Origin of the sequence: Embleya sp. NPDC020630 (genome assembly GCF_044334985.1) — a bacterium.
Classification (GTDB): domain Bacteria; phylum Actinomycetota; class Actinomycetes; order Streptomycetales; family Streptomycetaceae; genus Embleya.
On sequence record NZ_JBIRUB010000002.1, the window covers coordinates 740,987 to 765,116 of the forward strand.

Genomic DNA, 24,130 nt, shown 5'->3' on the forward strand with positions numbered 1-24,130 from the left:
GCCCGCCACACGGCGGCGTGGGTGCCCCGGACCGGATCGGTCCGGGGCACTTTCCGGATCGGGCCCCCGTCGTTCACGCGGGCTTCACCACGCGTCGGTTTCGAGCGCCATCCCATGATCGCTTGACTCGGCGATCATGAGTGATCCCTCGAAGATCCGAACCGTACTGAACCCCGGTATGCCGCAGAGCGTGATCCCGCCCGGCAACGGCGGCAGCACCGGTCCGAACGACAAGACCAAGGTCGAGGCGGGACAACTGCGCGCCTCCGCCAAGACGTTGCACGTGACCGCCGGCGAGGTGAACACCGTACGGTCGGTGCCGGACGCGCTGAGCGCCAAGACCGCGTTTGCCGGTTGGCAGTTGGCCGCCCCGCTGGTTACCGCGCGGTGGAAGGACCAGATCGCGCGGCTGACCGCCGATCTGGGCGAGATCTCCGACGGGCTGTACTCGATTGCCGACAACTACGACCGCAACGAGCACGCCGTCACCATCTCCCTTGCCGGGAAGGTGAGTTGACCGTGGTCGGCTTTGCCCAGCTGCGCGACCTGCGGATCGAGGCGCTGCGCGAATCGGCCCAGGAGTTCTACGACTTCGCGTCCTGGCTGGACCACAACCAGCAGCTGATCCGGGTCGACGCAAGGGCGTTGACGGTCACCGGTGAGTGGGACGGCCCTTCCGCCAAGGCCACGCTGGCCCGATACCGGGGCCTGGACGAGGTGTTCGAGGGCGGCAAGACCGAACTCCGGGCGATCTGCGCGATCCTGCGCGACGCGGCGGACGACATCGGCGGGGCGAAGAAGCGGCTGACCGACGCGATCGCCGACGCCCGGGCACACGAGTTGACGGTGGCGAACGACGGTTCGCTCACGTGGGGACCGCTCAAGGCGCAGGGACACCAGCCGGATCCGCAGGACATCGAGGCGCACACGAACAGGATGCGGGGACTGGCGGAGGAGTTCCGGCACAAGTTCGAGAGCGCGCTCGACGACGCGACCGACGCCGACGCGCGGGCCGCCTCGGCGCTCAAGGGCGACATCGGCACCAGCGGCACCTCGTTCAACGCGAACGCGATCGGCGGCGGCGAACTGCCCGACTCGATCCGTGCCGCGGAGTTGGCCAAGCGGGTCGACTCGCTGACGCCGGAGGAGGTCGAGGAGTTGCGCAACCTCCTGCACGGCAACGAGAAGTCGTCGATCTTCGCCACCAACCTGCTGAACACCCTGGGTCCGGACGGGCTGTTGCAGCTCGAAACCGATGTGGTCAACAAGGGCCGCAACGGGACCGGCGTCAACATCCCCGAATCCACCATCGACAAGCTGCGCGCGATCCAGGATTCGCTGGGCGCCAACCTGGCCACCGCCACGCAGTCCACGGGTCGGCCGCACGTGACGCAGACCTGGATCGACGGGCTGAAGGCGGCCGGTCGCAAGTCGTACGAACTCCAGGACATCCCCAAGCACCACCTCGCCGGGTATCAGCTGATCGGCAACTGGCTGCACCAGGGGGACTGGGACACGCGGTTCCTCGCCGACGTGGGCAAGGACATGGTCGCCTTCGACCGGGACGGCTACCACCCGCACGAGCCCATCCCGCCGACGTCCGACCGTTTCCCGGTACTGGCGGCGGCGATGGGACCCGACGGCCACGACCTCGATCAGCTGTCCGGTCTGATGCACGCGCTCGGGCGCGACCCGAGCGCGGCCGAGCAGGTCTTCGATCCGAGGTCGGGCGACAACCTGCACTACCTGATGAAGCAGCGGGACTGGGGCAACGAGACCGGACCCGGCTCGCCGGCCGACCTGTTCGGCCAGGCGTTCGAGGCCGCCGCCACCGGGCATCCCGCGGGCGCGACCACGGGCGGCGCGCACACCGAGGCGGGCGCGCGGATCTTCGCCGACGCGATGCACACCATCGGACAGGAGGGCCCCGGCGGGCACTTCGCCGACTACCGGGACAGCGTCACCAACGCGGTGGCCTCGTACATGCCCGACATCCACAACGAGTTGCGCAACGACCGCGCGGGCGGATCCTCGGGCCCGGACCCGCTGTTCCCGAACTCGGGGGAGGCCCGGGCCGCCTTCTTCGGCGGCACCCCCGACCACGACCTGATGCGCACGATGGCGGTACTCGCCGAGGACCCCAAAGCGTTCCGGCAGATCGCCGACGCCGAACACGCCTTCATCGCGGTCGGCCTGGAACGCATCTCGACCGGCAATCCGCCCGCCGGCATCTCCGCCGACCAGCATCTGGCCGACTCGGCCCAGGTGGTCGGCATGCTGGACGAGGTGCGCACCGAGGCGATGCGGCACCAGCAGGTGGTCAGCGACAAGGAGTACAACGACCAGACCACCTGGACCGGCAAGGGCGCCGCCAACGTGGTCGCGGGCGCGGTCAAGATGAGCCCGCTGCCGACCATGGTCGCCGAGCCGCTGTCCCGGGTGGTCACGCTGACCGCCGACTACGCCGCGCAGAACAGCCAGGTGGACACCTCGGCACAGACCGACCGCGAGATCGCCGACCAACACGCTTGGGGGCGCGGCTACATGCAGCAGATCGCCGCCGACTGGGCGCACACACACGGTCGGGACCACGAACTGCCCGGCTACGACACCACCTCGAACGTCAACTTCACCGTCGGCAAGGACCGGGCCAGGGAGGCGATGGGCCGGCCGTGAGGCCGATCCGCCCGTCCGAACACGCGACCGCGCGCCCGGGCGCAACCCCCGCGCGCCGGCGCGCGTGTGCACCGTACCGGACGTGTCACACGGCCCGGCAGGGTGAGTGACGGGGGATGCGCGACCATGACCGAGGAGGAGGCGATCGCCGGTGTGTTCGGCGCGCTCGAACGTGATGTGGGTCGCCTCCTCGCCGCCGCTCCGGGCGCCGGGCGCCCCCCGATCCGAGCGCTGTGCGCCCGGCGCAGGCACGTGCGCCGGGCGCTGTTCGGCGCCGGTCTGACGGTGGCGCTGGCATGCCTCGCCGGCACTCGGTTGGTCGGTACACGGAACCGATCACCGCTTCGCGTGCGTGGGTGGGGGAGAGAAACCCGGGCCGGGGATTCGGCGACCCGAACCGGGATCGGATGCACGCCCGGGGCCGGATAAAGTACCGGGTCACGGCAGGACGAAACACGCCGCGACGGGACGCGGGGGAACACAATGGGACGGGACAAGGGCGATCGCCCCGATTTCGATGTGTTCTACGCGGAGAGCCACGGCGCCCTGGTCGCCCACCTGTACGCGCTGACCGGGGACCTCGGCGAGGCCCAGGAGGCCGCGCAGGAGGCCTACATCCGGGCCTGGAAGGACTGGGACCGGATCAGCTCGTACGAGAACCCGGTCGCCTGGATCCGGCTGGTCGGCCAGCGCATCGCGGTCAGTCGCTGGCGGCGCACCCGGACCGCGCTCAAGAGCTGGATCCGACACGGCCCGGAGCGCGACCTGCCCGCGCCGGGCCCCGAATCGGTCGCGCTGGTCACCGCGTTGCGGCAGATCCCCGAGGCGCAGCGGCGCGCGGTGGTGATGCACCACATGGGCGGCCTGTCGGTGGCCGAGATCGCCGCGCACGAGGGGGCGCCGGAGGGGACCATCAAGGCCCGCCTCTCGCGCGGGCGGGCCGCGCTCGCGGGGCTGCTCGCGGACGGCTCGGAAGCGGTCCGGACCGGGCGTTCCTGAACCCGTGTGCGAACCCCGCGTCGAACCCGTGTGCGCGTCGGGTGTCGATGCGCGCCGGCCGGGCGCCGTGCCGGGGCGCGCGCGGGGGACCGTCGCCCGCGCGATCCGGATGCGTCGAAGCCGACGGATCCGGGAAACCCGAAGGAATTGGCCTCCGGTTCACATGCCACCGGCGCATTCGAGGCAGCATGCTTGAACGAGGCAGTGCTATCGCCGCACCGGACTTGCCGTTCCGGTCCGACATCGTGGAGCGTGAGACACATGAGGGGCAGAGGGGACTCGGGTCGGGAGACGACCGTGCCGGCCCGCGGTGGCTTCCCGGAACGGACGCTACGGCAGGACGAGTTGCGCGCGGAGCGGCCGGCCGTGGTCGACGACGACATCTTCGGCGACCTCTACCTCGACTTCGAGGACGCGCCGACCCGGGCGCCGGTCGAGCCGCCGGCCGCACCGGAGCCCGCGGCCGAACCGGCCGTCGAGGCACGGGCGCCACGGGGGTTCGACGACACCTTCGCGGACGGGACGGATGATCCGGCGCCGCCGGCGGACCGGCCGGAATTCGACCACGACGCCGACCCGGCGCAGCGGCCGGATCCCGACCACGCGCCGGCCGGGGCCGGCGCGCCCGACGGCGCGGCGCGAGCGGCGTCCCCGTGGGATCGGGCACCCCGACCGGCCGAGACCTTCGGGGCCGAGGGGGAGGACGCCGAGCCCGCGCCCGACCCGGTGCCGCACACGGTGACCCCGCCCGCGGTGGGCGCGCAGTCCCGGGCCGCGGCGGTGCCCCCGCCGCCCACGATCGCCGGCGCCGGCTCCACCGACGCCACGGTCCCCGCCGCGCACGCGGTGCCGCCCCCGCCCTCGGTGCCGCCGATGCCCACGGAGCCGCCGCGCGTGCCGGAGCCGCCGCACACGCCCGAGGCGGTCCGGGTGCCGCAGACGCCCTACGCGCCCGACGCGGCGCGCGTACCCGAAACGCCCCACGCCCCCGAGGCGGCCCCGACACCCGACTCGCAGACCGAACTGCTGCCCGTCGCCGTGCCCGCCGCGGACACCGTCGAGGAGCCCGACGAACTCGACGTGCCCACCACCTCGCGCAGCGACAGCCTGCGCCGCGCCGAGGCGACCGAGGAGGAGATCCGCGCCCGCAGCGGCCCGCCGCTCGGCGTGCAGGCGTCCGCCTGGTCCACCTCCTCGCACCCCGGCCGCCGCCGGGCCGCCCGCCGCGAACGGCGCGGCCTGGGCCCGGAGCTGAGCGCCCGGGACAACGACGACCGCTACGCCGCGACGGGCGAGGTGTTCATCGTCGCCGACGGCCTCGGCGGCCACCCCGCCGGTTGGTACGCGGCCGACGTCGCGGTCCGCACCCTGGTGTCCGAACTCGCCGCCGCCGACCTGTCCGCGGGCTGGAGCGACCGGCTCGGCGCGGCGATCGCGGTGGCCGACCTGGCGGTGCGCCGGCACGGGGTCGCGCAGTACGAGGGCATGCGCACCACCGTGGTGGCCGCCGTCCTGCAACACGGCCGCCTGCACCTGGCCGGCTGCGGCGACAGCGTGTGCTGGCTGGTCCGCGGCGGCCGGGCGTTCCGGCTCACCGAACAGGGCAACGCCGCCGAGTTCGGCCGCCCCTGGCTGCTCACCTCCACCCCCCTCGGCGGCTCCCAGGCGCCCGAACCCGAACTGCAACGCATCGAACTGCACCCCGGGGACCGTGTGGTCCTCGCCACGGACGGCGTCGGCCACCTGCCCGACGAAACGGTCGCCGACCTGGTGCACGGCGACCCCTTCCACGCCGCAACGACCTTGACCAGGACGGCCGTCGAGAGCGGTGACGACGACGCCACGGCGGTCGTGGTCGAATGCGACGCACTGCCCGTTCCGGAAGGTCATCGCTCCGGCGCCGACCCCAGGGAACAATCGGAGGATGCGTCGGGTACCCCCGGGGCCCTACGGTCGGACGGCGGAACGGCCTGGTGACGGTTCACCGGGCGAAGATGGGCGATGCCCCAGGGCGGGGCACGAGACCGGACGGATGGCGATGCTCGAACTGATCCTCACCGTGGCGACGTCGGACGACGCCGACCAGCAGGAGTCGGACCTGGCCCGGCCGCGCACGGTGAAGGTGCAAAGCGAGCCCGGCAAGAAGATCGCGATCGGCCGGGACCCGTCGCGGTGCGGCCTGGTCACGCCGAAGGACTGGCGTTTCGTATCGCGCGTGCACCTGGAGTTCGTCTACTCCCTGGAACGCGGCTGGAGCGTGGAATGGCTCCAGGGTTCGCATCCGCGCCCGGTGGCGCTGGTCCAGATCGACCGCGAGGGCGTGTCCGAACCGGTGCCCTACGGCGCGACGCTGCCGCTGGGTTCGCTGCGCCCGGGCCGGGTGGTGGTCACCGACCTCGCCCGGCGACGCCGGGTCCTGGTGGAGTGGCGGGTGTCCCTGCCGCAACGCCCCGGCGAGGAGCCGACCGAGCCGGACGTCGGCGTGCCCGAGACCCAGGACGTCGCGCCGTTCGTGCTGCAGAACCGCCTCTCCGAGACGGAGATGGAGGTGCTGGCCGCGCTGTCCTGCGACTGGGTGCACGGCCGTCCGGTCAAACGCGCCAAGTCGACCAAGGAACTGTGCGACCTGCTGCACCTGTCCGCCGCCACGGTCGAGCGGTACAAGACCAAGTTGCGTCGCGAGTTCTACAGCTCCGGCCTGTGCCCGGAGTTGAACTCCCTGCTCGGTCCGAACTACCTCGACACCGTGCGGCACGTGCACGGCGGCTGGGACCTGATAGCGCAGACGGCGGTCACCCACGGAATAACGGGACGCGGTCCGTGTCCATGTGGTGCCGACGCCCCGCACGCGGGTACCAGGTGAGCGGTGGGACCCGGGAGGGGGCGAGGGGAAGATGCTCGAACTGAACATGTCGTTCACGGCGTTGCGGGACGGCCGCGAGGCGGAACGTGATCCGCTGCCGGGCCCCAAGAGCGTGCGCACGCCCGCCGTGGCGGGCACGCGGGTGTTCGTGGGCCGCGATCCCAGCACGTGCCGACCGCTGCTGACCCCGCACGACTGGCTGTTCGTCTCTCGCAAGCACCTCGTGTTCGAGTACAGCGAGGACCGCGGCTGGACGGTGGAATGGCCGCGCGGAACGCGGGACACACCGGTGGCGATCGTGCGGATCAAGCGCGGCGAGACCTCGCAGGACATGCCGTACGGCGCGATCCTGCCGCTGCCGGCGCGGACCAGCGGCAGCATCCTGGTCAGCGATCTGGCCCGCCGACGCAGCGTGGTGCTCGCATGGCGCGCGATGCAGCCGATCCGGCCGTCGGACTCGGGCGGTATCGCGTTCGGCGGCGTCCAGGACACGATCGACGTGGGCCCGGACCAGTTGCGCGCCAAGCTGCAGGGGGTGCGTCTGGAGGTGCTGGCGGCGATGTCGTGCGACTGGATCCACGGCCGGGCCACCAAGCGCCCGCGCACCACCGACGAGTTGTGCGAGATGTTGTACATGGCCAAGGCCACGGTCGAGCGCTGCAAGACCGAATTGCGCAGGGATTTCTACAGTTCGGAGCTTTGCCCCGAACTGAACCATCTGTTGGGGCCCGACTACCTGGACACCACGCCGCACGTCCACGGCGGGTGGGACCTGATCGCGCAGACCGCGGTCGTCTGCGGCATTGTGGGTGGCGAACCGTGCCCGTGCGCCCGGCGCGGCGGTTCGATCGACTGAACGGCGGGCCGGCCCGAGGGGTGGGACGGCACGGGGGACGGACCGAGGATCTGACGACCAGGAGCGTGGGGGAGGAACCGGTGCTCGATCTCAACATGGCGTCGACGTCGGGGGCGGACGACGCGGCGACGGTTGCCATGCTGATGGCAAGCGCGCCCAGCCGGCCGGGGGCGACGTTGGCGGTCGGTCGCGACGCGACCCGCTGCCACCTCGTGACACCGGCCGACTGGCTGTTCGTGTCCAGGGTGCATCTCGAATTCCAGTGCGGCGACGACGGCATCTGGTGGGTCACCTGGCGGCGCGGCTCGCAGGACGCGCCGGTTGCCGAGGTACAGGTCGACGACGGCGAAGCGCGCCTGCTGCCCTACGGCGGCACCGCGCCGCTGCCCCGGCCCGGCTCCGGCGAGGTGGTCATCCTCGACCTCAACGGGCAGCGCCGGGTCACCATCGGCTGGTTCCTGGCGGCCGACTGAGCACCGCCCCGGGCCGCCCGGCGCGGCCCGCCGATCGCACCTCGACCTGACTGCTCGTCAGAAATCCGTGCCTCGCGCGCCTGCGTCCACACATCGGACATCTGTGAAGTCCTTCACAAGGCGGCGGTAGGATCGGCCACGCGTCAGGCCACCCGTCGTGCGGCTTCGCGCGCGACCATCCGTCATCGCAGCAGGCGAAGGAAAACCGTGAGCAAGCCCGTCGTTCTGATCGCCGAGGAACTGTCGCCGGCCACCGTCGACGCCCTCGGACCCGACTTCGAGATCCGCCACTGCGACGGTGCCGACCGCGGTGAGCTGCTGTCCGCGATCGCCGACGTCGACGCCATCCTGATCCGCAGCGCCACCAAGGTGGACGCCGAGGCGATCGCCGCGGCCCGGCGGCTCAAGGTCGTCGCGCGCGCCGGTGTGGGCCTGGACAACGTCGACGTCCCCGCCGCCACCAAGGCCGGCGTGATGGTCGTCAACGCGCCGACCTCGAACATCGTCACCGCCGCCGAACTGGCCTGCGGCCTGATCATCTCGGTCGCGCGCAACATCCCGCAGGGCAGCGCCGCGCTCAAGAACGGCGAGTGGAAGCGCAGCAAGTACACCGGCGTCGAGTTGTCCGAGAAGACCCTCGGCGTGGTCGGCCTGGGCCGGATCGGCGTCCTGGTCGCGCAGCGCATGTCCGCGTTCGGGATGAACATCGTGGCCTACGACCCCTACGTGCAGCCCGCCCGCGCCGCGCAGATGGGCGTGCGACTGCTCACCCTGGACGAGGTCCTGGAGCAGTCCGACTTCATCACCGTGCACCTGCCGAAGACCCCGGAGACGCTGGGCCTGATCGGCGAGGACGCGCTGCGCCGGGTCAAGCCGACGGTGCGGATCGTCAACGCCGCGCGCGGCGGGATCGTCGACGAGGTCGCGCTGGCGTCCGCGCTCAAGGAGGGCCGGGTCGCCGGCGCCGGGCTCGACGTGTTCGCCAAGGAGCCGTGCACGGACAGCCCGCTGTTCGAGTTCGACAACGTGGTGGCCACGCCGCACCTGGGCGCGAGCACCGACGAGGCGCAGGAGAAGGCCGGCGTCGCGGTGGCCAAGTCGGTCCGGCTGGCGCTCGCCGGCGAACTGGTGCCGGACGCGGTCAACGTGCAGGGCGGCGTGATCGCCGAGGACGTGCGCCCGGGCCTGCCGCTCGCCGAGAAGCTGGGCCGGATCTTCACCGCCCTGGCCGGCGGCGTCGCGGTCCGCCTCGACGTCGAGGTGCGCGGCGAGATCACCCAGCACGACGTGAAGGTGCTGGAGCTGGCGGCGCTCAAGGGCGTGTTCGCCGACGTGGTGGAGGAATCGGTCTCCTACGTCAACGCCCCGCTGCTCGCCCAGGAGCGCGGCGTGGAGATCCGGCTGACCACCGGCTCGGAGAGCCCCGACCACCGCAACCTGGTCACCGTGCGCGGCACGCTCGCCGACGGCGAGGAGATCTCGGTCTCCGGCACCCTCGCGGGCCCCAAGAACATCGAGAAGATCGTCGAGGTGCACGGCTTCGACGTCGACCTGGTGCTCACCGCGCACATGGTCTTCCTGCGCTACGCCGACAAGCCCGGCGTGGTCGGCGTGATCGGCCGCCACCTCGGCGAGGCGGGCGTCAACATCGCCGGCATGCAGGTCGCCCGCGCGGCCAAGGGCGGCGAGGCGCTGGTCGCACTGACCGTCGACACCACTGTCGAGCCGCAGATCCTGAACGCCATCGCCGAGGAGATCGGCGCCGCGTTCGTGCGCTCGGTGAACCTGGAGGACTGAGTTTCGTCCGGTCGACCGGACGAAACCGGCCGAGCGACACGGCGGACACGACGAGGAAGGGCCCGGACACCCCGATGGGGTCTCCGGGCCCTTCCTCGTGGTCGACGCGCCTCGGCCCGCCGACGCCGTGCCGCTACGCCGGGTGGGGGGTTGTCGGTCTCAGATAGTAGGAACTCCGAGTAAATTGCAGACATCGATGTCGTTCGTCGCCTACCGTGAAGGAAGACGGCTCCTTCCGTTTCCGGAAATCCCCGTACGGCAGGAAATTTCGGCACGCCCACAAGGCCCTCGCACGTGTCCGTCGCACACCGTGTAGTCGCCAGCCTTGTGAAGGAAGTGCAGTCATGGACGAAACCACGCGCCGCAACGCCGCCCGAGCGCTCCAGCGCGCCCTCGACCGGCGCGACAACGGAGGCCCGGCCGACGAGGAGCGCTGAGCGTCCCATCATCCGGACGCCGCATGTCGGCCCATGGGACGAAAGGTAGGGTCCCCGCATGTCTCGCAGCATTCGTCTCGCAGTGGTTCCCGGTGACGGCATCGGCCAGGAAGTGGTCGCGGAGGGTCTGAAGGTCCTCGGCGCCGTACTCCCCGCCGACGTCAAGGTGGAGACCACCGAGTACGACCTCGGTGCCCGCCTGTACCACCGCACGGGAGAGACGCTGCCCGACAGCGTGCTCGCCGAGTTGCGCGACCGGGACGCGATCCTGCTCGGCGCCATCGGCGACCCGAGCGTGCCCTCGGGGGTCCTGGAGCGGGGCCTGCTGCTCAAGCTCCGCTTCGCCTTCGACCACCACGTCAACCTGCGCCCGGCCCGCCTGGCACCGGGCGTCGTCTCACCCCTCGGACCCGACGCGAAGATCGACTTCGTGGTGGTCCGCGAGGGCACCGAGGGCCCGTACACCGGCAACGGCGGCTCGCTGCGCACCGGCACCGAGTACGAGGTGGCCACCGAGGTCAGCGTCAACACCGCGTTCGGCATCGAGCGGGTCGTGCGCGACGCGTTCGCCCGCGCCCAGGCCCGGCCGCGCAAGAAGCTGACCCTGGTGCACAAGAACAACGTGCTGGTCCACGCCGGACACCTGTGGACGCGGATCTTCCAGGCCGTGGCCGCCGACTTCCCCGACGTCACCACCGACTACCTGCACGTGGACGCGGCGACCATCTTCATGGTCACCCAGCCCGAGCGCTTCGACGTGATCGTCACCGACAACCTCTTCGGGGACATCATCACCGACCTCGCCGCCGCCATCGCGGGCGGCATCGGCCTCGCGGCCAGCGGGAACATCAACCCGTCGGGCGAGTTCCCGTCCATGTTCGAGCCGGTGCACGGCTCCGCGCCGGACATCGCCGGCCAGGGCAAGGCCGACCCCACCGCCGCGGTGTTGTCGGTGGCCATGCTGCTCGAACACCTCGGTCGGACCGAGGAGGCCCGCCGGGTCGAGGCCGCCGTGTACGCCGACCTCGCCGAGCGGGCGGCCCTCGGCGCGCGCACCACGTCGCAGATCGGCGACGCGCTCGCCGCCCGAGTAGCCGGCTGATTCGCCGGCACCACCACGTCCGTCGACCGGGACCGTCGACGCGTGCCCCCTGCCGGACCGGCGAATCGGTCGTTCGGCGGGACGGGGGCCGCGCCTGTCGGGATCCCGGTCGACTGCGTTAACGTCTCACCGGGTGGAACGCGGGCGCGGTTCCCGGGACACTTCCAGTACGTCCATGTGCGGGAAGCCGGGTATCCGCAGCCCCGGCCCCGCCATACTCCACGGTGAAGGACGAGAACCAGCCATGACGACTGCCGCCCCGCAGGAGCCCTCCCTCCAGGCACCCCTGTCGATCGACCTCAAGCCCACCTCGCATCCGCTGAGCGACGCCGAACGCGCCACGCGTCTGGAGAACCCGGGCTTCGGCCGCGTGTTCACCGAGCACATGGTGACGATCAAGTGGAGCGCCGGACGCGGCTGGTACGACGCGCAGCTCACCCCCTACGCGTCCTTGGACATCGACCCCGCGAACATGACGCTGCACTACGCGCAGTCCATCTTCGAAGGGCTCAAGGCATACCGCCGCCCCGACGGCGGTGTGGCCACCTTCCGGCCCTACGCCAACGCCGAGCGCTTCCAGCACTCCGCGCGCCGCCTGGCCATGCCGGAACTGCCCCAGGACCTGTTCGTGGCCGCGGTGGACGCGTTGATCCGCCAGGACATCGCCTGGGTGCCCGGCGCGGCCGAGGAGAGCCTGTACATCCGGCCCTTCATGTTCGCCACCGAGGTCGGACTCGGGGTGCGTCCCTCGAACGAGTTCCTGTTCGTGGTGATCGCCTCGCCCGCGGGCCCGTACTTCGCGGGCGGCGTCAAGCCGGTCTCGGTCTGGCTCTCCCAGGAGTACGTGCGCGCGGTGCCCGGCGGCACCGGCGCGGCCAAGTGCGCCGGCAACTACGCGGCGTCCCTGGTCGCCCAGGCCCAGGCCATCGAGCAGGGCTGTGACCAGGTGGTCTGGCTGGACGCGGTGGAGCGTCGCTGGATCGAGGAGATGGGCGGGATGAACCTGTACTTCGTGTACGGGGAGGGCAAGGACGCGCGGATCGTCACCCCGCGCCTGACCGGCTCGCTGCTGCCCGGCATCACCCGCGACTCGCTGCTGCGGCTGGCCGCCGACCGCGGCTACGCGGCCGAGGAGGCGCAGATCTCGGTCGACGACTGGCGCGAGGGCAACGCGGACGGCACCCTCACCGAGGTCTTCGCCTGCGGCACCGCCGCGGTGATCACCCCGGTCGGCTCGGTCAAGTCCACCACCGCGAGCTGGACCGTCGGCACAGGCGAGGCGGGCCCGATCACCATGGAACTCCGCAAGGCTCTGGTCGACATCCAAACCGGCCGCGCGGACGACGTGCACGGCTGGACCCATAACATCTAGGCGGCGTCCGGCCGCTCAGGAAAGCCGCGCTTCGCGCGGTGCGGCTACGCCGCGGCGGCGTCCGGCCGCTCTCCTCGCACGCTCGTCGATCACCGGTCGACGATCACATCATGGGCGCTGACGCGCCGGGGAGCGGCCGGATCCGCAGCGGCCTCCGGGGTCCGCGCGCCCGCGCCTCGCGGTAATCCGCAGCTCGTCCACCTGACGTAACGGGTGGAGCGGGTGGGCGAACAAAAAATCCGCACCGACCACATGGTGAGACCGCCCGACCACGCGCCGCCGAGTATGCCAAAATCAGAACCATGCAGCAGTGGCTCATTATTAGCCGCAGCGTGCCGGCAACGGGCCGATCCCCCCACAAGGGGTGAGCGAACCGCCCACCGCCCGCACGCAGACCTCTCGCGACCGCGAGGGGTCTTTTTGTTTGCCGCACCACCCATGCGGCAAGCACCCGCGCGCGGGCCCGCCATTTCTGACCGATGGGAGAACCCATGCACCCCACGACGACCGACCCGAGCGCCTTCCACGTCTTCGACACCACGCTCCGGGACGGTTCACAACGCGAGGGCATCAACCTCACGGTGTCCGACAAGCTCACCGTGGCCCGCCATCTGGACGACTTCGGCGTCGGCTTCATCGAGGGCGGCTGGCCCGGCGCGGTGCCGCGCGATACCGAGTTCTTCCGCCGGGCCAAGGACGAACTGCAGTTGGTCAACGCCGTCCTGGTCGCCTTTGGCTCGACCCGCAAGGCCGGTACCACCGCCGCCGCGGATCCCCAGGTGCAGGCCCTGCTGGACTCCGACGCGCCGGTCGTGTGCCTGGTGGCCAAGTCGCACGACAAGCACGTCTCGCTCGCGTTGCGCACCACGCTCGACGAGAACCTGGAGATGGTCCGGGACACCGTCGCGCACCTGTGCGCACAGGGCCGCCGGGTGTTCGTCGACTGCGAGCACTTCTTCGACGGCTACCGGGCCAACCCGGGGTACGCGCTGAGCGTGGTCGCCGCCGCGCACGACGCGGGTGCCGAGGTGGTCGTGCTGTGCGACACCAACGGCGGCATGTTGCCCACCGGGGTCCGCGAGATCGTCACCGAGGTGCACGCCGCCACCGGGGCCCGGCTCGGCATCCACGCGCAGGACGACACGGGCTGCGCGGTGGCCAACACCCTCGCGGCCGTCGAGGGCGGCGCCACGCACGTCCAGTGCACCGCCAACGGCTACGGCGAACGCGTCGGCAACGCCAACCTGTTCCAGGTGGTCGGCAACCTCGAACTCAAGCAGGGCATGCGCGTACTGCCCGAGGGCAAGCTGCGCGAGATGACCCGGATCTCGCACGCGATCGCCGAGGTGGTCAACCTCGCCCCGTCCACCCACCTGCCCTACGTGGGCGTGTCCGCGTTCGCGCACAAGGCCGGCCTGCACGCGTCCGCGATCAAGGTCGACCCCGACCTGTACCAGCACATCGACCCGGCCCGGGTCGGCAACGACATGCGCATGCTGATCTCGGACATGGCCGGCCGGGCCTCGATCGAACTCAAGGGCCGCGAGCTGGGCTACGACCTCTCCGACGACAAGGACCTGGTCGGCCGGGTGGTCAACCAGGTCAAGGAGCGCGAGGCGGCGGGCTATACCTACGAGGCCGCCGACGCGTCGTTCGAACTGCTGCTGCGGGACGAAAGCCTGGGCCGGGCACGGTTCTTCACCCTGGAGTCGTGGCGCGCCATCAGCGAACAGCGCGGCGATGGGGCCCCGGTCAACGAGGCGACGGTGAAGCTGTACGCCAAGGGCGAGCGGATCGTGGCGACCGGCGAGGGCAACGGCCCGGTCAACGCGCTCGACCGCGCGCTGCGGCTGGCTCTGGAGCGCATCTACCCGCAGCTCGCGACATTCGAACTGATGGACTACAAGGTCCGGTTGCTGGAGGGCCGCCACGGTACCGACGCGATCACGCGCGTCCTGGTGGAGACCACCGACGGCAAGCAGGAGTGGAGCACCGTCGGTGTCGCGGAGAACGTGATCGCGGCGTCCTGGCAGGCCCTGGAGGACGCCTACACCTACGGACTGCTCAAGGCGGGCCTGACCCCCGGTGTACGGCACACCGAGGGTCCGGACGGCGCGTAGCGGCCGATGTGATGAACCGTCAGGGGCGGCCGGGGCGGAACGAACGCCACCCGTCGCCCCACGGTTCGTCCCAACCCGCCGGCAGTGGCGACAGGGATCCCGGCGGCGGGGCCGGCAGCACGGACGGAGCGGGTGGGGCGGGCGGAGCGGTGGGCGGTACGGGAGTTGCCGGCGTCACCGTCCGGGGCTGAGGCGGAGCCGGCGGCGCGGGCGGACGCACGGGGGAGGAGGCCAGCGGACTCGCCGCGGTCATCGGGTTCGGCGGCAGCAGCGGTTCGCTCTCCTCGAGACGTGCCAACTCGCGTCCGACGGCGAAACGTTCCAGGCGCCCCCGGACCTCTTCCGGCTCCCGGGAGAGCGACAGCTCCCGATCGAGGCCGAACTCCTCGGCCGCCGCGCCCGGCAGCAGGTTCGCCTGCGGGGGCCTTCGCGGCAGCCCCGATTCGGTCGTTCCGTCGACCATCGGAAGGCGGGCCGCTTGTGCCGCGCGCCTGCTGTTGTCGTCCACCGAACCCCACCTCGGTTCGTTGTTGGGCCTGCGCCTCAAAACGTTCTGATATCAATTGGGCAACAGATGGCTATGGAAGGACCCTAGCAATGTGTGGGCCGAGGCGGAGACTCGGCCGGGCATGTCGCCGCGTCCTGTCACACGTTTGTCGAATTCCCCGTACAACCCTCGGGAATCCTCCCCGGGCCGTTCGCACGGCGACAACACCTCAGGCGAACCCCGCAATGGGATTCGCCTGAGGTGTGCTGGTGCAAAATACGAAAAAAACAGGTGGAACGTGTACCGAAGGTCAGCGCAGGCGAGCCATCAGAGCATGCTCGACCAGCGTGATCAGGGTCGACTTGGCCGATTCGCGGCGCCGTGCGTCACAGCTCACGATCGGGGTGTCGGGCCCTATTTGCAATGCCTCGCGGACATCCTCCGCGTGGTGGGTCTGCAATCCGTCGAAGCAGTTCAACGCGACGATGAACGGCAGACCGCTGTTCTCGAAGTAGTCGATCGCGGGGAAACAGTCGGCGAGTCGGCGGGTGTCCACCAGAACCACGGCGCCGATCGCGCCGCGGACCAGGTCGTCCCACATGAACCAGAATCGGTGCTGACCCGGAGTACCGAACAGGTACAGGATCAGATCCTCGTCCAGCGTGATGCGACCGAAGTCCATCGCGACCGTGGTGGTCTGCTTGTCCGGCGTCGCCGACAGGTCGTCGACCCCGGCGCTGGCGGACGTCATGACCGCTTCGGTACGCAGCGGAGCGATCTCCGAGACGGCACCGACGAGCGTGGTCTTGCCCACGCCGAATCCGCCGGCGACGACGATCTTCGCCGACGTGGTGGAGGACCTGGCGGGGACCGGGCCCGGGCTAGAGCTTGCGAAGTCCACTGAGCACCCTTTCGAGCAGCGTGACGTCCGGCTGCCCCTGGTCGTTCCCGGGCTGGTGGATGACCACCAGGCCGGCTTCGGCGAGATCCGCGACGAGGACGCGGGCGACACCGAGCGGGATGGTGAGCAGAGCCGAGATCTCGGCTACCGACTTGACCTCCCGACACAGCGCGCAGATGCGCTGGTGCTCGGGCAACAGGCCGGGTGGATTGGCCACCTGAGGAGTCGTGGTGACCAGGGCCTCCAGCGCGAGCTGGTAGCGAGGCCGGGTACGACCACCGGTCATGGCATATGGGCGGACCAGGGTCTCGTGAAACTCCTGGTCCCCGTGATCGGACATATCCGAAGGTGTCATCGCGGCAGTGCACCTTGGAGTTCGGCGCGCAACGCCGGCGTGAGCACGGCGCCCGCGCGATCGACGAGCAGGGCCATCTCGTAGCCGATCAGGCCGATGTCGCACTCCGGCGACGCCAGCACGGCCAACGAGGAGCCGTCCGAAATCGACATGATAAAGAGGAAACCCCGTTCCATTTCCACGACCGTCTGGGTGACGTGCCCGCCCTCGAAGATACGGGACGCACCCTGGGTCAGGCTGGTCAAACCCGATGCGACGGCGGCGAGCTGGTCGGCCCGGTCGCGAGGGAAGCCCTCGGACAGGGCGAGCAGCAGGCCGTCCGCGGAGACCACGACCGTGTGCGACACCCCGGGGGTGTTGTCCACGAAGTTCGTGATCAGCCAGTTCAGGTTCTGCGCGGCCTGGCTCAACGACTTCTCAGTCATGCCTGCTCCTGGTTGTTCTCGTCACGAGGTCGAGGGGCGGATCCCCCGGCCCCGGCGGTGCGACCCTGCTGGATGCCCCGGCGGAAGTTGGTCAGCCGTCCACGGACCTCGTCGGGCGACCGGGACAGGCCCGGCCCGCTCGGCGCGGTCGGTCGACCCGGCTCCCGACGGGACCCGGCCGCGGCAGAGCCCGCACCCGTGTGACCCGGGGCCTGAGCCCCGCCGGACTGCTCGACGCCGCCCGGCACCAGGTTGGCGCGAGGCACACGTCGGGGCAGGCCCGCTCCGGTGGTGCCACCCGAGGACGGCTCACGAGCGGCCTCGGCCGCGCGCCAACCGTCGTCACCCGCGGAGTACCAACCCGACTGCGGCCCCTGCGGGCCACCGACGGGGGAGACCGCGGCGGACTGCTCGACGACCTCGTCCGGCTCCGTCGGCGTCCCGAACATGTCGGTGGCGGGCTGCTGACGCCCACCGCCGAACGCCGGTGCCGGCTCGGCCGGTGCCTGCGGCGGATTGGTCGCCATCGGCACCCGACGATCGAGATCGCCCAACGGACCCGGATCCGGGAGCGCCTGCTCGCCTGCCGGTACGGCTCGCTCCCCGCCTCGCGGCGTGGAACGGACCTGCGCGGCACGCATCCGACCGCCACGGTTGCCCTGGCGGTGGAACCAGTCCGACTCGAGTGTGTCGAAGATGGGAAGCCTACCGTCGTCCCCGGTGCTCGGGGGCGCACTCATGTCCAACTCGGACGGAGCAGGCACCTGTTCGGCGATTTCCTGCGCACCGACGGGCGCGAACGGACCGGTTTCCGAACGACCCGGACCGGCCGGCTCGAACGGCGAGACCGCCGGACGCACATCGCCCTGCGGGCCGCGCACCTGTTCGGCCCGGCTGTGCTCGTCCTGCTCCGACCGCACCGGCAGGGGACGCGTCTGCGCCGGACCGCGCAGCACGGGCAGCGCGTCGCCGGTGTCCGTCCCGAGTTCGTCCCCGGACTCGGGCGCCCGCTGCGGCAGTTCGTCGCGACGGGTCAACTCCTCCCGGCGCGGCGCGTCGTAGCCGGACGGCACCTCGACCGGCGGCGCGACGGGCTCGATCGGCGGCAGCGGCGCCACCGGGGTGAGTTCGTCGTACTCGGTGCCCCAAGTCGGGCGCTGCGGCTCGTCCCGGCGCGGTGCGAGCTCCGCACCCGGGCCGCCGAACTGCCCGGACTGCTCGTATCCGAGCGGGTCGAGCGGGTCGATGTCGGCCTCGGGACGCGGCTCGTCCGCGTATCCGAACGGCGACGCGAACTGCGAGGTGTCACCCCCGCGTACGGTGCCGTCGCCGAACTGCGGCGCGGCCGGGAAGGACCCGGTGTCCGTGCCGAACTGCGCCTGCTGTGCCTCGGCTCCGAGGTGGTCCTCGGCGGTGCCGAACATCGGCGCCGGCGGCGCGGCCGGGAAGGCGCCCGTGTCCTGGGCCGGCGACCCGACCGGAGCGAACGGGTTGTCGCGACCGGGCGTGGCCGGCGGCGGCGAACTCGGCGCGCGGTGCGCACCTGTGCTGTGCACGCCCGGCTCGCTCGCGAACGGGTTCACCGTGCCCGGGTACGGGGTGTCCTGCCCGGTCGAGGCGTCCTGGAAGGAGGGTGCCTCGAAGGACTGGGTGCTGCCGTAGGACGGCTCCTGCTGCACCGGCGCCTGGGCGGGCCGGTTGTCCGCGGCCGGCGTCGGCTGGGGCGGCTGGTTGACCGGCTGTACCGACGTCTCGGCGCTGCGCTGCGGCAGTTCGCGCCGCCGGTTGCGCTCCTGGGCCCGGCTGCCCACCCGGGGACCGGGCAGGGCCGGCGCGGCGGGCGTGGCCGAGGGCAGTTCCTCGCTCCAGCCGGACACCGCGGCCGCGGTCTTGTCGCCGCCCTTGCTCCACCCGTCGCCGCCGCTGGGCCGGTCGCCCTGGATGAGCTCGATCGGGAGCATGACCAGCGCGGTGGTACCGCCACCCTCGCCCGGCCGGAGCTGGACGCGGATGCCGTGCCGGGTGGCCAGTCGGCCGACCACGAACAGACCCATGCGACGCGAGATGGACACGTCCACCACCGGCGGACGGGCCAGTCGCTGGTTGGCGTCGGCGAGGTCGTCGCCGGTGAGCCCGATGCCGTTGTCGTGGATCTCGATCAGCGCCCGGCCGTCGGGAAGGATGTGGCCGGTGACGCGGACCTTGGTGTGCGGGCTGGAGAACGTGGTGGAGTTCTCCAGCAACTCGGCGAGCAGGTGCACGAGGTCGTTGACCGCGCGGCCGGCGATGTCGGTGGTGGGCAGCGCGCCCAACTCGACCCGCTCGTACTGCTCCACCTCGGAGGCCGCGGCGCGCAGCACGTCGACCAGCGGAACCGGTCGGGTCCAGCGCCGGCCCGGCTCCTCGCCCGCGAGCACCAGGAGGTTCTCACCGTTGCGGCGCATGCGGGTGGCGAGGTGGTCGAGCTTGAACAGGTTGGCCAGCTGGTCCGGGTCCGCCTCGCGGTTCTCCAGGTCGGAGATGAGTGCGAGCTGACGCTGGATCAGGCTCTGGCTGCGGCGCGAGAGGTTGACGAACATCGAGTTGACGTTGCCACGCAGCAGGGCCTGTTCGGCGGCGAGTCGTACGGCCTCGGCGTGCACCGCGTCGAACGCGCGCGCCACCTGGCCGATCTCGTCCCGGGACAACACGCCGATCGGCTCGATGGCCAGGTCCACGTCGCCGGGGTCCGACTCGGAGAGACGGCGCACCGTCTCGGGCAGCCGCTCCTCGGCGACCTCCAGCGCGGACCGACGCAGCGTGTTGAGCGAGCGCACCAGCGAACGGGCCACGATCACACCGAGCAGGATGGTGATCAACAGCGCGCCGACGACGAGGATCGTGTTGACCAGGGCGTCGGTACGGGCCTGGTCGCGCAGGTCCTTCGCGGTGGCGGTCAGCTTCTTGCCCAGCTGGGCCTCGACCTGACCGAGCGCGCCGATCTTGTCCGTGGACAGCGTCCACCAGGTCTGCTGGTTGAACTCGGCGATGTTGTCCAGCTTGGCGTTGCCGCCGGGCTTGGGAGCGGACACCGCCGCGCCGACCATGCCCTTGAACTGCTGGAAGGCTTCCTCGACCAGGGTGATCTTGTCCCGGCTGACGCCCGACTTGTACAGCGCGCTCCAGTCGGCGGGGGCGACGCTGATGAACGCGCGGATCGCGTTCTGCTCGCCCTCGTTCAGTCGCGCGAGCGTCTCGCCCGCCTCCAGCGGGAGGTCGTTCGGCTTGAGCGCGTACGCGACGACCGCGGCCCGCTGCGAGGACGCGTACGCCTTCGCCTCGCCGAACGAACCCAGCGCGCGGGCGCCCTGGATCAGGTCGGCGTCACGGGTGACCTCGGGCGCCTCCTGGTTGATCTGCAGCAGCTGCAGGATCATCTTGTTGTAGGCGTCGATGGTGCTGCGGGTGCTGGTCTTGAAGGCGTCCTGACGGGTGCGGTTCAACTCCGTCAGCGAGTGGCCGATGTCCTTGAGCGTGGCACCGAGCACCGGCATCGAGTCGGTGTTCAGCTTCGCGGCGGTCGCGTTGTAGACGGTGACCTGGTCGTCGGTGGTCTTCTTGGCCTTGTTCACCTCGCCCGTCAGATCCGCCGGCGGAGCCACGCTCGCCTGCGCGAGCAGGTCGCGTTCCTGCTCCAGCCACGCGGCCAGCGTCGACGCCTGGTCGATGATGGCCGATGCCTTTTGCACCGTGTCCATCTCTTGCGTTTTGTCGATCGACGACTGGATACGCAGGCCGCCGAGCAACGCGGCGACCACGACCGGTAGCAGGAGCAGCGCGGTGATCCGGGTACGGATGCGCCAGTTCCCGATCGAGAACAGCAACTTGAGCCGGGACGGTGCCGTCCCGGCGGGCCGGGCCGCCCCGGCGCCGGCTATGGAGTCCCCGACGGAGTCGGGGGTCTCGTTGGCATCCTGGGGTCCGCTGGCTTGCTGCGGGGCTCGCACCTCCGGCGTGGCGGGGCCGGCCGTGGCCGGGGCCCCTGCGGAGTCGTGCTGCTTCTTCCGACGTCCCTGCACTAGCGTCGCAACCTCTTGTGACCAGTCGTTAGACCCGCCGGTAAGGCGAGGCTCGTGTGCGCGTAAATCCCTGGATTCGCGTTCTTCCCAGGGCACCTCCGTCGCGCTCGCGCGACAAGGTGAAGGAACTCCGCTTGTTGGGAACCACCCCCGTGGTCGCAGGCATTTCAGCACAGCCACGGAGCCGCAACAAGATAGCGGGGTCCGGACAAACCGTGATTCAACCCGATCTCGGCGGTTAAGCCGTTTCGGGCGGCAATCAACCGGTATTAACGGACGATCAGGGGCAAAATGCCATACGTTTGTCGAGGTTCCGGGGAGGTGAAAATCACATATTGATGTCCCGGCTCGAACACCTGGTGTAAACCGTGATGTGCGGTCGGTGAGCAGCAGCCGTGGGTGACCCGTGACCACCCCTGACGTAACCACGGGTAATCTTGGCGGGCAAGACCGCAACAGGGTGCACACCATCGCACCCCGCGCGCACGTGCGGACGAGAACGAGCGAGAACAGCGAGAACCGGGAACCGTGGACACCATCAGCACGCACCGCCCCAGCACGGCCAACCCCAGGCGTACGCAGGTCGACGCGGTGTTGCCGCGTCAGCGCACGACAGAGGCCGCGCGGTCGGTCATCGCCGAGGTGCGCACCGCGAACCCGCGGCGGACGAACCTGATGGACGTTTCGACCGGCACCGACGCCTCGGCCTGACCCGCCGACGTCCCGGATCCACCGCCGGCCGCACTCGGCACCCCCTCGCACCCTGCCCCCGGCCACGCCCGTCACCTGCGCATCCGCCGCGGCCCGACGCCGGCCTGGGTCGCGCCCGCGTAGCCTTGGGCACGTCTCGTTCGTGACTCTCCGGCAAGGGTGACCCCATCGTGCGCATCGCCAGGTTCTCCACCGACGATTCCGTCTCCTTCGGGGTGGTGACCGGCGACGCCGACCGACCCGAGTCACTGGTCGTACACGCCCTCGCGGGCCACCCCTTCGGCGAACTGCGGCCCACCGGAGCGCAACACGCGCTGTCCTCGGTGCGCCTGCTCGCGCCGGTGCTGCCCAGCAAGGTGGTGGCGATCGGCAAGAACTACGCCGCGCACGCCGCCGAGATGGGCGGCGCGCTCCCGGACGCGCCGATCACCTTCCTCAAGCCGTCCACCTCCGTGATCGGACACGGCGACGGCATCGCGTACCCGCAGATCTCCGACGAGGTGCACCACGAGGCCGAACTGGCCGTGGTGATCGGCCGGATGTGTCGCGACGTGCCCGCCGAGCGGGTGGCCGAGGTGATCTTCGGCTTCACCTGCGCCAACGACGTGACCGCGCGCGACCTGCAGCGCACCGAGGGCCAGTGGGGTCGGGCCAAGGGCATGGACACCTTCTGCCCGCTCGGCCCGTGGGTGGAGACCGACATCACGCTCGACCAGGTCACCGAGGGCGAGGGGTTGACCGTGGCGTGCACGGTCAATGGCGAGGTGCGCCAGGCCGGCAGCACCGGGCAGATGATCCGCACCGTCACCGAGTTGATCGTGCACGTCACCCAGGCGATGACGCTGCTGCCCGGCGACGTGCTGCTGACCGGCACGCCGGCGGGAGTCGGACCACTGCACGTGGGCGACCGGGTCTCGGTCACCGTGGGTGGCGTCGGCACCCTCACGAACACCGTGGTCAAGCGCGGCTGAACGGGACTTCCGCGCACGTCGTGGGCGGGCCGGCCGGACTTGTGGTGGTTCGAACGGGGGGCCGGTAACCCGTTTTGGTCACGCGCGCCTCATCGGGTAAAGTTCTTCTCGTGCCGCCCCGCAAGGGAGCAGCGCGGAGCGAAGTCCTCGTAAAACCCCCGGGTAACGCGAAGGACCGAGCATTGGGGTATGGGGTAATTGGCAGCCCGACGGTTTCTGGTTCCGTTAGTCTAGGTTCGAGTCCTGGTACCCCAGCTGCATCGTCTTCGGGCGATGTCGCTGGTAAGAGTTGATGATTGCGATCTGGCCCCGTTGTGTAGTGGCCTAGCACGCCGCCCTCTCAAGGCGGTAGCGCGGGTTCGAATCCCGTCGGGGCTACCAGATCGTCACCGTGTCGCCTCGCAGGCGGCTCGGAGCAACACCGGTAATACGAGGCCCCGTTGTGTAGTGGCCTAGCACGCCGCCCTCTCAAGGCGGTAGCGCGGGTTCGAATCCCGTCGGGGCTACCTCGAAGAAGAAGACCTCCCGCGACTGCGGGAGGTCTTCTTCGTTTCCCGGACTCGGGCGCCGACGCGGGTGGTCGGGGGCACACCCCGCGCGGGCCGCGTCGGCGATCGCCCCGGCGGTGCCGGCCCGGACGCTCGGCGGCGTCCGGGGTCGACGGGCGTCAGACCTCCACCTGGGCCCGGCGCAGTGCGTCGGACAGCTTGGCGGCGGCCTCCATCACGGCCTGCGCGTGCAATCGTCCCGGGTGCCGGGTCAGCCGCTCGATCGGGCCGGAGACGGACACGGCGGCCACCACGCGGTTGCTGGGGCCGCGCACGGCGGCGGAGACGGACGCGACGCCGGGCTCACGTTCGCCGATGCTCTGCGCCCAGCCGCGCCGCCGCACGCCGGAGAGCGTGGTGGCGGTGAACCGCGCGCCCTGCAGACCCCGGTGCAGCCGCTCCGGCTCCTCCCAGGCGAGCAGGCACTGCGCGGCCGAACCGGCCTTCATCGGCAGTGTGCTGCCGACGGGGACGGTGTCGCGCAGCCCGGAGAGCCGCTCGGCCGCGGCCACGCACACGCGCATGTCGCCCTGGCGCCGGTAGAGCTGTGCGCTCTCGCCGGTGATGTCGCGCATGTGCGCGAGCACCGGGTGTGCGGCGGCGAGCAGCCGATCCTCGCCGGCCGCGGCGGCCAGCTCGGCCAGTCGCGGGCCCAGCACGAAGCGACCCTGCATGTCGCGGGCGACCAGACGGTGGTGCTCCAGGGCGACCGCGAGTCGATGCGCCGTGGGCCGGGCAAGACCGGTTATGGCGACGAGTCCCGCGAGCGTGGCGGGACCGGCTTCGAGCGCGGCCAGCACGACAGCGGCCTTGTCGAGAACGCCGACTCCGCTAGAATTGTCCATGCCTTGATATTGCCGTCTCGGATTACGAGACGCAAGTCCACCCTCGGCCCCGGTGCCGGCACAGTGGCGCAACGCGCCGAGCCGACCACCGGAGAACAGCCGGGAGGCGTCGGGACGTGGGCACGCGTCAGGGC

Annotated in this window: 18 protein-coding genes, 3 tRNA genes and 1 pseudogene; 16 read left to right on the forward strand and 6 right to left on the reverse strand. The window is 71.0% G+C overall.

The genetic code is table 11. The features are described 5' to 3' along the window. Window positions 1-136 precede the first annotated feature (136 nt). The 11 genes from ACH4XV_RS09405 to cimA all read left to right on the forward strand — a co-directional run bounded on the left by ACH4XV_RS09405 (window position 137) and on the right by cimA (window position 14,695). On the forward strand, window positions 137-517 hold the full coding sequence (locus tag ACH4XV_RS09405) for a WXG100 family type VII secretion target (protein WP_395787988.1): 381 nt from the start codon (window positions 137-139) through the stop codon (window positions 515-517). Window positions 518-519: 2 nt separating this feature from the next. After that, on the forward strand, window positions 520-2,676 hold the full coding sequence (locus ACH4XV_RS09410) for a hypothetical protein (protein WP_395787990.1): 2,157 nt from the start codon (window positions 520-522) through the stop codon (window positions 2,674-2,676). Window positions 2,677-3,159: 483 nt separating this feature from the next. After that, window positions 3,160-3,675, forward strand: a complete 516-nt coding sequence (locus ACH4XV_RS09415; RefSeq protein ID WP_395787992.1) for a SigE family RNA polymerase sigma factor — start codon at window positions 3,160-3,162, stop codon at window positions 3,673-3,675. Window positions 3,676-3,936: 261 nt separating this feature from the next. After that, window positions 3,937-5,652: a protein phosphatase 2C domain-containing protein gene (locus tag ACH4XV_RS09420; protein WP_395787994.1), complete on the forward strand. Its 1,716-nt coding sequence runs from the start codon at window positions 3,937-3,939 to the stop codon at window positions 5,650-5,652. Between the two features lie 55 nt (window positions 5,653-5,707). After that, entirely contained in the window at window positions 5,708-6,538 is an 831-nt protein-coding gene (locus tag ACH4XV_RS09425) for a hypothetical protein (RefSeq protein ID WP_078975295.1), read from the forward strand. Between the two features lie 31 nt (window positions 6,539-6,569). Continuing rightward, entirely contained in the window at window positions 6,570-7,394 is an 825-nt protein-coding gene (locus ACH4XV_RS09430) for a hypothetical protein (RefSeq protein ID WP_395787996.1), read from the forward strand. 80 nt (window positions 7,395-7,474) lie between these two features. Next, the gene (locus tag ACH4XV_RS09435; protein ID WP_078979204.1) at window positions 7,475-7,867 is read left to right on the forward strand and encodes a hypothetical protein; all 393 of its coding nucleotides are present in this window, start codon (window positions 7,475-7,477) and stop codon (window positions 7,865-7,867) included. Window positions 7,868-8,074: 207 nt separating this feature from the next. Further along, window positions 8,075-9,664 (forward strand): phosphoglycerate dehydrogenase, encoded by a 1,590-nt coding sequence (gene serA, locus ACH4XV_RS09440; RefSeq protein ID WP_379995192.1) that lies wholly within the window; start codon window positions 8,075-8,077, stop codon window positions 9,662-9,664. A 495-nt stretch (window positions 9,665-10,159) separates the two neighbouring features. After that, complete coding sequence (locus ACH4XV_RS09445; RefSeq protein WP_395787998.1) at window positions 10,160-11,203, forward strand: 3-isopropylmalate dehydrogenase; 1,044 nt, start codon at window positions 10,160-10,162, stop codon at window positions 11,201-11,203. A 244-nt stretch (window positions 11,204-11,447) separates the two neighbouring features. Beyond that, the gene (locus ACH4XV_RS09450; RefSeq protein WP_395788000.1) at window positions 11,448-12,575 is read left to right on the forward strand and encodes a branched-chain amino acid aminotransferase; all 1,128 of its coding nucleotides are present in this window, start codon (window positions 11,448-11,450) and stop codon (window positions 12,573-12,575) included. Window positions 12,576-13,066: 491 nt separating this feature from the next. Next, window positions 13,067-14,695 (forward strand): citramalate synthase, encoded by a 1,629-nt coding sequence (gene cimA, locus ACH4XV_RS09455; protein ID WP_395788002.1) that lies wholly within the window; start codon window positions 13,067-13,069, stop codon window positions 14,693-14,695. A gap of 19 nt (window positions 14,696-14,714) precedes the next feature. On the opposite strand, the gene ACH4XV_RS09460 is transcribed toward cimA, so the two are convergent. The 5 genes and pseudogenes from ACH4XV_RS09460 to ACH4XV_RS09480 all read right to left on the reverse strand — a co-directional run bounded on the left by ACH4XV_RS09460 (window position 14,715) and on the right by ACH4XV_RS09480 (window position 20,921). Continuing rightward, window positions 14,715-15,203, reverse strand: coding sequence for a hypothetical protein (locus tag ACH4XV_RS09460; RefSeq protein WP_395788004.1), 489 nt, complete (start codon window positions 15,201-15,203; stop codon window positions 14,715-14,717). 289 nt (window positions 15,204-15,492) lie between these two features. Then, window positions 15,493-16,083 carry an ATP/GTP-binding protein gene (locus tag ACH4XV_RS09465; protein WP_078975288.1) on the reverse strand — a complete coding sequence of 197 codons (591 nt, stop codon included), beginning with the start codon at window positions 16,081-16,083 and terminating at the stop codon, window positions 15,493-15,495. After that, a pseudogene (locus ACH4XV_RS09470) lies at window positions 16,064-16,396 on the reverse strand (DUF742 domain-containing protein); the annotation flags it as partial. The pseudogene ACH4XV_RS09470 and the gene ACH4XV_RS09465, both read right to left, overlap by 20 nt. Before the next feature lie 38 nt (window positions 16,397-16,434). After that, complete coding sequence (locus tag ACH4XV_RS09475; protein WP_020553297.1) at window positions 16,435-16,863, reverse strand: roadblock/LC7 domain-containing protein; 429 nt, start codon at window positions 16,861-16,863, stop codon at window positions 16,435-16,437. Then, a complete protein-coding gene (locus ACH4XV_RS09480; RefSeq protein WP_395788006.1) occupies window positions 16,860-20,921 on the reverse strand; it encodes a nitrate- and nitrite sensing domain-containing protein in 4,062 nt (1,353 codons plus the stop codon). Before ACH4XV_RS09480 ends, ACH4XV_RS09475 begins: the two co-directional genes overlap by 4 nt. Window positions 20,922-21,449: 528 nt before the next feature. Here ACH4XV_RS09480 and ACH4XV_RS09485 point away from each other — a divergent pair. From ACH4XV_RS09485 to ACH4XV_RS09505, 5 genes are all read left to right on the forward strand, one after another. After that, the gene (locus ACH4XV_RS09485) at window positions 21,450-21,632 is read left to right on the forward strand and encodes a hypothetical protein (protein WP_395788008.1); all 183 of its coding nucleotides are present in this window, start codon (window positions 21,450-21,452) and stop codon (window positions 21,630-21,632) included. A gap of 170 nt (window positions 21,633-21,802) precedes the next feature. Continuing rightward, on the forward strand, window positions 21,803-22,603 hold the full coding sequence (locus ACH4XV_RS09490; protein WP_395788010.1) for a fumarylacetoacetate hydrolase family protein: 801 nt from the start codon (window positions 21,803-21,805) through the stop codon (window positions 22,601-22,603). A gap of 183 nt (window positions 22,604-22,786) precedes the next feature. Then, window positions 22,787-22,858, forward strand: a tRNA-Gln gene (locus tag ACH4XV_RS09495). A gap of 50 nt (window positions 22,859-22,908) precedes the next feature. Then, window positions 22,909-22,984: transfer RNA gene (locus ACH4XV_RS09500), tRNA-Glu, on the forward strand. A gap of 52 nt (window positions 22,985-23,036) precedes the next feature. Next, a tRNA-Glu gene (locus tag ACH4XV_RS09505) sits at window positions 23,037-23,109 on the forward strand. Window positions 23,110-23,270: 161 nt separating this feature from the next. On the opposite strand, the gene ACH4XV_RS09510 is transcribed toward ACH4XV_RS09505, so the two are convergent. Beyond that, window positions 23,271-23,996 carry an IclR family transcriptional regulator gene (locus tag ACH4XV_RS09510; protein WP_026218813.1) on the reverse strand — a complete coding sequence of 242 codons (726 nt, stop codon included), beginning with the start codon at window positions 23,994-23,996 and terminating at the stop codon, window positions 23,271-23,273. Window positions 23,997-24,130 lie beyond the last annotated feature (134 nt).

Excerpts from the sequence above, each read along its gene's own strand:
- cimA (WP_395788002.1), top strand. The coding sequence starts at position 13,067 with ATGCACCCCACGACGACCGACCCGAGCGCCTTCCACGTCTTCGACACC.
- ACH4XV_RS09415 (WP_395787992.1), top strand. The coding sequence starts at position 3,160 with ATGGGACGGGACAAGGGCGATCGCCCCGATTTCGATGTGTTCTACGCG.
- ACH4XV_RS09445 (WP_395787998.1), top strand. The coding sequence starts at position 10,160 with ATGTCTCGCAGCATTCGTCTCGCAGTGGTTCCCGGTGACGGCATCGGC.
- ACH4XV_RS09430 (WP_395787996.1), top strand. The coding sequence starts at position 6,570 with ATGCTCGAACTGAACATGTCGTTCACGGCGTTGCGGGACGGCCGCGAG.
- ACH4XV_RS09510 (WP_026218813.1), bottom strand. The coding sequence starts at position 23,996 with ATGGACAATTCTAGCGGAGTCGGCGTTCTCGACAAGGCCGCTGTCGTG.
- ACH4XV_RS09425 (WP_078975295.1), top strand. The coding sequence starts at position 5,708 with ATGGCGATGCTCGAACTGATCCTCACCGTGGCGACGTCGGACGACGCC.
- ACH4XV_RS09475 (WP_020553297.1), bottom strand. The coding sequence starts at position 16,863 with ATGACTGAGAAGTCGTTGAGCCAGGCCGCGCAGAACCTGAACTGGCTG.
- ACH4XV_RS09405 (WP_395787988.1), top strand. The coding sequence starts at position 137 with ATGAGTGATCCCTCGAAGATCCGAACCGTACTGAACCCCGGTATGCCG.
- ACH4XV_RS09450 (WP_395788000.1), top strand. The coding sequence starts at position 11,448 with ATGACGACTGCCGCCCCGCAGGAGCCCTCCCTCCAGGCACCCCTGTCG.
- ACH4XV_RS09420 (WP_395787994.1), top strand. The coding sequence starts at position 3,937 with ATGAGGGGCAGAGGGGACTCGGGTCGGGAGACGACCGTGCCGGCCCGC.